The organism is Thermincola sp. GK-1 (assembly GCF_059412445.1).
Genome location: NZ_JBSQAT010000008.1, coordinates 67,592 through 77,500, shown reverse-complemented (window position 1 = coordinate 77,500; position 9,909 = coordinate 67,592). Strand labels below are relative to the sequence as shown.

At 42.3% G+C, this 9,909-nt stretch carries 12 protein-coding genes (1 of these 12 running past the window's edge); all 12 read right to left on the bottom strand.

Annotated elements, in window-relative coordinates:
• Positions 1-374, bottom strand: the start of a protein-coding gene (locus ACSNJE_RS09410; protein ID WP_013782343.1) for a heavy metal translocating P-type ATPase. Its footprint begins 1,987 nt before the window's first position; the window shows 374 of its 2,361 coding nt (coding positions 1-374); it begins with the start codon at positions 372-374; the stop codon falls past the left edge of the window.
• Positions 375-387: 13 nt separating this feature from the next.
• Complete coding sequence (locus ACSNJE_RS09405; RefSeq protein ID WP_004103228.1) at positions 388-762, bottom strand: ArsR/SmtB family transcription factor; 375 nt, start codon at positions 760-762, stop codon at positions 388-390.
• Between the two features lie 199 nt (positions 763-961).
• Positions 962-1,108, bottom strand: a complete 147-nt coding sequence (locus ACSNJE_RS09400; protein WP_028306869.1) for a hypothetical protein — start codon at positions 1,106-1,108, stop codon at positions 962-964.
• 153 nt (positions 1,109-1,261) lie between these two features.
• Positions 1,262-2,830, bottom strand: coding sequence for a recombinase family protein (locus tag ACSNJE_RS09395; RefSeq protein WP_013782344.1), 1,569 nt, complete (start codon positions 2,828-2,830; stop codon positions 1,262-1,264).
• A complete protein-coding gene (locus tag ACSNJE_RS09390) occupies positions 2,793-3,248 on the bottom strand; it encodes a recombinase (protein ID WP_307681239.1) in 456 nt (151 codons plus the stop codon). The genes ACSNJE_RS09395 and ACSNJE_RS09390 overlap by 38 nt, the downstream gene beginning before the upstream one ends.
• Positions 3,248-4,816, bottom strand: coding sequence for a recombinase family protein (locus ACSNJE_RS09385; protein ID WP_307681240.1), 1,569 nt, complete (start codon positions 4,814-4,816; stop codon positions 3,248-3,250). The genes ACSNJE_RS09390 and ACSNJE_RS09385 overlap by 1 nt, the downstream gene beginning before the upstream one ends.
• A gap of 61 nt (positions 4,817-4,877) precedes the next feature.
• Positions 4,878-5,096: an SHOCT domain-containing protein gene (locus tag ACSNJE_RS09380; protein WP_028992648.1), complete on the bottom strand. Its 219-nt coding sequence runs from the start codon at positions 5,094-5,096 to the stop codon at positions 4,878-4,880.
• 53 nt (positions 5,097-5,149) lie between these two features.
• Positions 5,150-6,154, bottom strand: coding sequence for an N-acetylmuramoyl-L-alanine amidase (locus ACSNJE_RS09375; RefSeq protein ID WP_028992647.1), 1,005 nt, complete (start codon positions 6,152-6,154; stop codon positions 5,150-5,152).
• Entirely contained in the window at positions 6,151-6,570 is a 420-nt protein-coding gene (locus ACSNJE_RS09370) for a phage holin family protein (protein ID WP_028992646.1), read from the bottom strand. Before ACSNJE_RS09370 ends, ACSNJE_RS09375 begins: the two co-directional genes overlap by 4 nt.
• Before the next feature lie 87 nt (positions 6,571-6,657).
• Positions 6,658-9,126, bottom strand: a complete 2,469-nt coding sequence (locus ACSNJE_RS09365; protein ID WP_028992645.1) for a glycosyl hydrolase family 18 protein — start codon at positions 9,124-9,126, stop codon at positions 6,658-6,660.
• Positions 9,123-9,698, bottom strand: coding sequence for a hypothetical protein (locus ACSNJE_RS09360; RefSeq protein ID WP_028992644.1), 576 nt, complete (start codon positions 9,696-9,698; stop codon positions 9,123-9,125). Before ACSNJE_RS09360 ends, ACSNJE_RS09365 begins: the two co-directional genes overlap by 4 nt.
• A gap of 9 nt (positions 9,699-9,707) precedes the next feature.
• Complete coding sequence (locus tag ACSNJE_RS09355; RefSeq protein ID WP_081723159.1) at positions 9,708-9,902, bottom strand: hypothetical protein; 195 nt, start codon at positions 9,900-9,902, stop codon at positions 9,708-9,710.
• Positions 9,903-9,909: the final 7 nt, after the last annotated feature.

Genomic DNA, 9,909 nt, shown 5'->3' with positions numbered 1-9,909 from the left:
CTTATTTCCAGTGTTAGTTTCTTCGAAACAAAATCTACTGCAGCAAATTCAACTCCTTCTAGACCGCTTATTTCTTTTTCCATTTTAGCTGCACAATTCGCGCAGCCAAGTCCTTCAAGTATTAATACTTTTTTATTGCTCTTGTTAACGGATTTTTCTTTCACTACCACATCCGGTTCGTGCTTGTGCACTATGGTTTTAACTTGCTGTAATATATTCTTATACTCTTGCTCTGATTCAATTTCTAAAGTCAATGTCTTGTTCATGAAGTTCATATAGGCTTTGACTCCATTTAATTTATTAACCTCATCTTCAATTTTAGCTGCACAATTTGCGCAATCTAAACCTTCTAAAATTACTTCCTTCTTTAACATTACTGACCCTCCTTTACTTACTTTCTTCTGAAATATGAATTAATCCCTGGTCAAATATTTGCTTTACATGTTCATCTTCAAGAGAGTAGAATACAATCTTTCCTTCTCTTCTGCTCTTTACTAGTCCAGCCTGCTTTAAGACTCTTAGCTGATGTGAAATTGCTGATTGGGTCATATTTAATAAGAATGCAATATCGCAAACGCACATCTCTGATTCATCTAATGCCCAGAGTATCTTAATTCTTGTTGAATCTCCAAAAACTTTAAATAGTTCTGCTAGATCATATAGAGTTTCTTCTTGAGGCATTTTTTCTCGCACTTTATTTACAATTTCCTCATGTATTACATCACAGTCGCATCTTTCAATTGGTTGAATTTTTTTTGCCATATTTATATCACCTCCTTATCATTCAATTGAACACTTGAATAAGCTTTCATATATATTATAAACCTCAATTCTCCGTTTGTCAATAAAAACATATGAGTAATTGTTCAAGTGTGTTTATTTATTAGATTATCCCCAAGTATAAATAGAAAAGAACCGCCCATCAAGAAGTATTTCTCCTCAATCGGCGGTCAAGTTCATTTTAAATTAATACATCAATCTCTACTCCAGACTTAAACTCAACGGTCAGCTTATTATCAAATACCGTAACTTTTTCAATAAGCCGCCTTACCAGTTGCTCATCATATTCCTCCAGCTCATAGGACTGTTCATTCAAGAAGTCTGTCATTTCAGCTATTCGCTGCTTCTTCCTTCACGCTCTGCATTTTTAACCAGCGCATTTTGCTTCTGCTCCCGCAATCGGTAATCCAATTATGTCTCCTGTAGTTATTTATAATAGTATAAGTACTCTTCCCCTACTGGCGGCTATCTTAATACGAGCTTATAGGTTTACTTCTATTTCTAACCCTGACTTAAACTCTACCACTAGCCTGTCATTATATACAGTTGCCTTTTCAATTAGTTTTCTAACCAGTTTATCATCAAATTCCGTAATACCACCGGTTTGCATATTAAGGAAGTCCGTCATCTCAGCGATCCGATCCCGCTTATCTTGACGGAGAGCGTTTCTTGAAAGGGTTTCTTGCCTTAAGTCCCGTAAGCGGTAAATCTCATTGACAATATTATCATATGCTTCCTTTGAATTTGCCAATTGGATCAACTCGGCTTGAAGCTCTTCCAGCCTTTTATCAATATCTGCCGTACTCTCGTCCAAATCCTCGTTTAATACGGTTTCAATATTCTTTTTCAGTATGGCCAGGAAAGAGTTTTTCCCGCTGACGGCTATATTGATAGCTTCTACAATCTTCTCTTTGAGAGTATCTTCAAGTATAGTGGAAGCGGTACAAAACAAACCGGTGTTTTCCAATCTGCTGACGCATCTCCATACGATTGATTTCTTTCCTCGGTTATTCCAATGAACCCTGCGGAATACTTCATGACACTTGCCGCAGAACACCATTTGGGATAAGGGATGATTATTGCTGTAGTTTCTCTTCTTTCCGTTCTTACTTATATGCACACATCTTCTGCGGACAAGCTCTTCCTGAACCTGCATATAAATTTCACGCGGGATTATGGGCTCATGGCTGTTTTCTACATAGTATTGAGGAACTATGCCGTTATTGGCCACCCTTTTCTTCGATAAAAAATCTACTGTATAGGTTTTCTGCAACAGCGCATCACCGATATATTTTTCATTCCTCAAAATCTTATTGATGGTGCTGGTATGCCATCTGTGATTGCCTGCACCTGTCAGAATTCCGTCAGCTTCCAGACCTCTTGCTATCTGTAGCATACTGGAACCTTCAAGGTATTCTCTGTAAATGCGTTTAACGATCTCTGCTTCTTCAGGTACGATAACTAAATTGCCATCCTTATCCTTTGTATAGCCAAGAAACCGGTTGTGATTAATATGGATTTTTCCTTGCTGATATCGGTACTGAATACCCAGTTTTACATTCTGGCTTAACGATTGGCTTTCTTGCTGCGCCAAAGAAGCCATAATGGTCAGCAGGATTTCCCCTTTGGAATCCAATGTGTTTATATTTTCCTTTTCAAAGTAAACTGGAATATTTTTTTCTTTAAGCTGCCTTATGTACTTTAGGCAGTCCAGCGTATTTCTTGCAAAACGGCTGATAGATTTCGTAATTATCATATCGATTTTGCCCTGCATACATTCTTCTATCATCCGGTTAAACTCTTCACGCTTTTTCGTGTTGGTTCCAGTAATCCCTTCATCCGCAAATATGCCAGCTAACTCCCATTCCGGATTGCTTTTAATGTAGTTTGTGTAGTGCTCAATTTGCGCTTCATAACTGGTTGCCTGCTCCTCGCTGTCCGTAGATACGCGGCAATAGGCTGCTACCCGAAGCTTAGGCAATTCTTCAGCCTTTGCACTATTTCCAATCCGTTTACGAGCAGGGATTACCGTAACATTCCTGATTGCCATCTGAAATCACCTCGCTCTTAATAAGACTATAAGCATACTCTGCCTGCTGAAATGGATCATCATATAGATTATCTGGCATTGAAGCATGAAACCTAAAATTTAGGCATTTCTTTTCATTTCCTTTATGTTCATAAATCCTGCCAAGTGCCTCAGCTCGCCTGCGTCTTTCCAGTTGTGCTTCTTCGAATGTATCCCTGCTGATAATGGGCGGATAGAATTTATCCTCTACATACCGTTTATCTGTCAGCATTCTTGCAATAGATGTATGGCAGCGCTTAATACCCGCGTTTTTGGCCGCTTCAGTTAAAGAAAGCCCGGAAAGATAAGCCCCAAACAGCTCCTTTATCTTAACCGCTTCCTTTTCGTTAACAACAGCCTTGCCGTTTTTAATGGCATACCCAAAAGGTATATGGCTCATCATCTCACCATCCTTTCCCTCAGGTTCAATCCGCATTTCATTTTGAAGCCTATTTCCTCCTGCGAAAACACAATGATTTCTTCAATAAAATTCTCAAATATTTCACTATCAAATCTATCAATCTGCTTTTCAGCTTTCATTGCAAATTTAAGAAGTTTCTCAACTTCAACAAGAGCAGTCATGCCCCCATTGATTGCGCGGTTTATGGCTTCTTTTTGTTCTTTTAACAAGGCTGCTTCTTTGCTCAGCTCATTTTTCTGTGTATTAAAAAGAGCGGGTTCCAGGTATCCTTTGGCCATAAGTCCCATAATCACCTGTACCCGCTCTGTATTTTCTTTTATTTTAGTTTCCAGCTCCTGAATCTTAGTTATGTTATCTGAGTAATTTGTTTTCTTTAAGCTTTGCAGCAATGGCCTTAGAATGAACTTATGTCCGAAAATAAGCTTATTCATCATAACAACAAAGGCCTGATGGATCCCATCCTCTCTGACAAATTTCATTGAACAAGCCGAAGCGTCTTTTATATGCTTTGTGCAGCACCAGGCAATGTATTTATGATTACCACTGCCATGAATTCGACGCTTAAAACTGCTGCCACATTCTGCGCATTTGATTTTCCCCGAGAAAGGGTAGCGGTTTTGATATTTACTGCTTCCCTTGATTACGCCTTTTTCTTTACCTCTTTGCTTCAATATTTCTTTGACGGCTTCAAATTCCTCATGGGATATAATGGCTTCATGATGATCCTTTATCATGTATTGATCCTTTTCACCACGATTATAATGCCGCTTAAAATTCTCATCTGTATATGTTTTTTGCAGAAGGACATCCCCGGTATATTTTTCATTGCTAAGGATACCGCGGATAGTGGTCGCTGTCCAATGTGAACCTCTCTTTGTTGGGATTTTATCCAAATTTAACCCATCTGCAATTTTCTGTGTGCCTTTACCAACCAAAGCCTCGGAAAAAATCCGCTTTATGATTTCAGCCTGTTCTTTATTGATAAATAGCTTTCCATCCACATAATCGTAACCATAGGGAGGATACGAAATTTTGTATGTTCCGTTTTGGAACCTACGTCTGATAGACCACTTACTATTTTCTGCAATGGATAATGACTCGTTTTCTGCAAGACTGCTCAAAATTGTCAGCACCAATTCGCCTTCCATGCGCTGTGTGTTTATATTCTCTTTCTCGAAATAGATGAAAACACCGAGATCGGTAAGTTTTCTCACCATCTCAATACAGTCGGTTGTGTTTCTGGCAAATCTGCTGACCGACTTGGTTATAATAAAGTCAATTTTTTTGTTTTCGCAATCTGCAAGCAGTCTCAAAAGTCCAGTTCGGTTTTCCTTTTTTGTGCCTGATATGCCTTCATCATAATAAATCCCTGCAAATTCCCAATCAGGATTTGCTTTTATATAGGATTCATAATGGTCCTTTTGTGCTTCCAGGCTTGCCATTTGCTCATCACTGTCTGTTGAAACCCTGCAATAAGCCGCTACCCTCACCTTTGGCTTGAAAGCTTGGAGAGCATTGTTTCCATCAATCCTTGTTACCTTTCTCACTGTTTTCACCTCCTTTGGGCATGTGACATGTTACCTCTGTGTGCCGCTAATAGCAAGCTAATTAGGCCATAAGCTGTGCATACATCGGCGAGAAAGTTTTGCGGTTCAACTTGTCGATTTTGTTGAATTCTTCTTCTGAAATCAGTCCCGCCTTAAGCATCCTCTGCAGAATTTTGTACGCCCGCCAGTAATCAACCTCTCTTTGAATTTCCTCCTGTGATATCTTTGTATAGTTCGTTTCCTGCGGGTTATATGGTAAATGATTAGCCGCCTCTATCATTCAAGCACCTCCTATAAAAACTTAGGACAGTCGCGATTAGCTGTCCTTTATCGTTATTCCGGCAATTTGAGAACTTGTCCGGGGTAAATAGTATCTGAAGTCAGGCCATTGAGTTCCTTAATCTCCGGATATCTTGTTCCTCTGCCGAGTTCTTTTTCCGCTATTCTCCATAAGGTGTCGCCTTTTTGCACTGTATAGGTTCTATTGCCCTTGTTATCAGGAATGCTGTTTACAATTACAAGGTTTTCTTTTGCTACCCAAGTGTTTATGCCTGCAATCTCTTGACCGCCGGATTTCTTAACCTTTTTGCCAAGCAAAACACATTCTTTGCCGCCTTTTATGACCGGCTTGCCTTTGTATAAAGTCTGTGTGACCCTGTGGTAATAGTCATTTTTGACCCACGTTGGAACTTCCACACTGCCGGGGTAGTAATTCTTTACACTGACCTTAAACTCCACCATATCTCCAATTCCAATATCAGTATTGATATCTGTACTGTTCTCCAGCGCTTTTTTTACTGCTTTACGGAAAGTGTCCATATTCTCCCCATGCTTGGGAAACCAGTGCATCACATCAGCATGGTTGCTGGCAATACCGAGCTTATATCCCTCGGAGTGGCAGATGATGTCATTTTCATTAAGGCTGTACTTCTTGCAGAGCATAACGCAGAGTTCAACCGCATTCTGCCACGCTTTACGGAAATAATCTTCTTGTTTTGCTGCATCATAACCCACCATTACCGACCCAGATTTATACGAAAACCCAGCAGGCTCACAAATTTCAAAGCCAATATGGGTATTGTTGGCTGCTCCTCCTGCATGCCACCCGCGATGATCCCAAGGCAGGTATTGCCAAACCTCTTTATCGTCTACAAAAGCGTGAACACATACCTGCCTATTTATTTCGCCGGCCTTGTAAGATTTGTTCCAACGGGAAAACCACTCAGCCGCCATTACACCCGGCACAGCCGTCGAATGTACCATGATTCCTTTAGGCGTGATTTTGCGGCCTGCTGTATAGCAATCGTTTCGCGTCATGTATTTTGTAAAAAGCTTCATTTCTTTTCATCCTCCTCATTTGAGTGGCCATGCAGTTGTTCCAATGCGTTCTTCAGCTTTTCAGGAATGGGCAGTCCTATATGTGCTGCATTCTCAAGAATTGAAACTCCCTCGTTACTCAGGTAAAAGAAAATCACCGCTGTCCGGATTGCCCCTCCGTTGCCGAGAACCTGGCTGTCGATTATGTGTCCCACACCCACAAGTACAAATATAAGCACTTTCTTAAAGATGCCCTTGGCTCCGACTTCACTCGAAAGCTTTCTGTCTACAACGGCACACATCACCCCGGTCACATAGTCAATGGCTACAAAAGCGATGAGTGCATATAAAAATCCATCCAGCCCTCCAAGAAACCAGCCAAGAAATCCGCCAATAGCAGTAAAAACCGCCTGCACCCAGTTCCATACTGTTTTCATTGTCTTAAACCTCCGTTCAACTTGAGTTTTGCATATAAAAAAGCGCCTTGCCTTAAAGCAAAGCGCTGAATATATAAAACTTTTAACCTACATTTGCTTCGGAAGCGCCTCCCACAGCCGCATATCCTCCTGACCAAGCGACCAGATGGCTATACCTCGCAATTTCCATCGATAAGCCGCTTCGTTTGCCCAGTAAACAAGGCTGTCCACATCCTGATAATACAGAATAGAAAAACCATCTGCATCTCCGAGGAAGAGACGGGATATCCAGATATTGATGTCTTTCGGTATAATCTTTACTTCATAGTCATTACCGCAAGAAAGAGCCAAAAGTTGTGAGTGGAAGAAGTCATAGTCCATCGAAATGTCCTCACTGCGAGTTATCGATTCCTCCACATCGCTATTTACTGAAAACACCTGAAATTCATCATCCCACGTGACACCAGTGCGAGCAAGCCTGCCAAAGCTGGTTATAGTTCCATCCGGGAGTTCCACATCAAAACGCTCGTATGGTTCATATACCCATGCATCGCCCAGTCTCAGTAGCTCGCATACCGTCCGGTTGTCCGAGCAGTACCCTGCATAACCACTACCACCGTTTACATTCACTGTGAAACGCAGGGTTGAAGCTGCACCTGAATATACTCTTACCTTATTGCCGCGTTTTCGCATCTCTATAGTATACATATTCGGATTAGCACGAAGATCGGCATCTGCAGTTTTTGAGAAACTGGTGGAATAGCTACCAAGCAAGGAATTACCTTGATAAAGCTCGACTCTTTGCGTGTCATAATTTAAGCAGCAGAAAATATCTCCAAGGAACACCCCAGCCCGTCCACTGCTATTTTGAGGGAAAGCCAGCCTTGCCCGGATATGAATATCGGAAAACCCGTCGTATTTCCATGCAAGTTTGCCATATCCCTCGAGCTGGGAATATGGGCGACTTTCTGTGCTGTCTGGATCTTGCCAAACATCCCATTCGCCATCCAGCACAGTCCAGTAATTTTCAGGCAGGATGTTCCTGTCCCGAAAATCCTCATACCAAATAAGCGCCGAGTCGGGTTTTCTTCGCAACATTTCAAAGGTCAGTTTAAAACCTCGATCCGGCTCAACCATCACACCATTGACATCCTTGAACCGACGAGGAGAGAGCATAAAGCTGGCTTCACCGGCAAAGGGATACTCCGAAAATCCACTGCAAACCCTAAAACCGTAAAACTGGACTCCCGGCACACCACCGCTTATGCTGACAGCATGCGTTCCCTCTTGGAGAAATACACCTTTTGCAAGTGTCAACCAGCAAACTCTTCTCCAGTATGGCCACCATAAACGGTTCTCGCTGAAAGTCTTTGATATACCATCAAGGGAAACAATAATCGCATTTTTGTCCCAGTAAGGAAAGCAAAGCTGTACTGCAATATCGTAATATCCCGCTTCTCTTATCTCAAAACGGTACTCTGCTGACGCCTGGTCATCTCCAAGTGAGGCCATCTCATCAGTAATAATGACATTTCCTTCGTATTCATCCGGAACTCCGTTCCTGTCAATATAAATGGTTCCGAACTCCGCTTTCTGCTCCTTGCCATAGCTTGTCAAATATCTTCGCCTGTTATAAACCCCTTTTAGCAGCGGATATTCCCAAGATACAGCATCCCATCCTTCCATATAATCATATACATGAGGAAGAGCCCAAGGTACTTTGTTATAGTCATCCCAGTAAGCCACAATTGGAATAAACGGCTGGGGCGGTGCATCGCCTGTGAAATTGTAAACCCCAGTCATCCAGTATTTTGCCGCATAGTAGGTATTAGACACTCCTCGATAGGTTATTCCAAGGTTTTCAGGTGTATCATGAATCCTCCAGTTCCAACCATAAGCAGGCAATCCCATGAATATCTTGTCGGGTGACATAACGGAAACAGCATAATCATATATGCCCTCAAGCCAGTCACGAGGAGATACTGGGCCGGGAGCAGAGCCCGCCCATGCCATGCCATAGCTCATGATGGCGGCGGTATCGCAATAGTCGTTAAGATCGGCATAAACACACCAGTCTTCACCGCCCACCGAGCCTTGAACGCCGGTCATGCCAGGCAGGCAGATGTTGACAAGCTTTGTTGCATCATAAGACTTAACTGTATTGTATATATCCCTAAATAGTGCATTCGCCGCATCCTTGTTTTCATAACCTCCACCGCGCTCAAGGTCAATATCTACCCCAGCGCACCATGGATACTTGTTCATTATTCGGATGATTTCAGTGAGAAACTTATCCTTTGCACCGTTTTCGTTGTTGCGAAGTGCAGTAAAAATATTGGCTATTCCATGATTCATAATTGTGAGCAGCCACTTAATATGAGGCCATTTCTGAATATACGGTAGCATGCTGCTGATGCTTGTACCGGTTTCAGTAATTGTGCCTGTTTCGTCAACCTCAAAAGTAAAAATGCCTACCGTATCAAAGCGGTCGCCGTAGTCTCTAAGCGCCTCATACATTCGGGAATTACCCATAAAACTCCACACCATGCAACGTTTGCCTTTTAAGAAATCCCTCACAACCGGTCACCGCCTTCCTGCATCTCCTGAAATTCAAAGAGCAACCGCGCCGATTTTCTCTCTTCCAGTTTCACTGTATGTTTGCTGTCCCATGCCGCAGAATATTGATAAAACCCATCCTTAGGAGTCTGACTTCCGTTTTTTAGGCATTGGCGGGTGGAAGCCTTGAGTGTCAGCTCATCGCCTGCGTTAACCGAGTCAAGAAACCTTACCTTATGCGCGCCCATACCTTGGGATATTTCAATACTTCCTGCGGCCATATCCTGTATAGGATAGATATAGCAGTCAAGACCAGCAGAAGTTTTACCCAGGTTGAATAAAATTACAGTCTCCGCTGTTCGCACCACACCGTTATAATGCCGGGGCGGAACTGGCTGCCCGTTTTCCTGCATTTTCGTTAGCATTTTGCTCGTGTGGACGGTATAGCCTGTCAACTGATCTCCATCCTGAAGCTGCATGTCGGTGAAATAGATTATTCCGGTACAGTCTGCAATAAGAAGGCGCACAGTTACGCCCGCCACATGTTTATTGCTTTTTAGTTGTATGGTTTCTGTAAATCTTGAAAACTGCATCCATTTCACCTACCCGTCTAATGTCCACTGAATTTCGCATACATGCCCGATCCATCCAGTGGAAACCGAACCGCCCTGAAGCAATAAGTCTGTAAAGTACACTGTGCCGGTGCAGTCAGTGACGCACAGCCTGATGGTGATAGATTTGACTCTGCTGATACTTTTGGGAGAAATACTGTGTGTAATCTGATTGAAATATGCCATATCATCA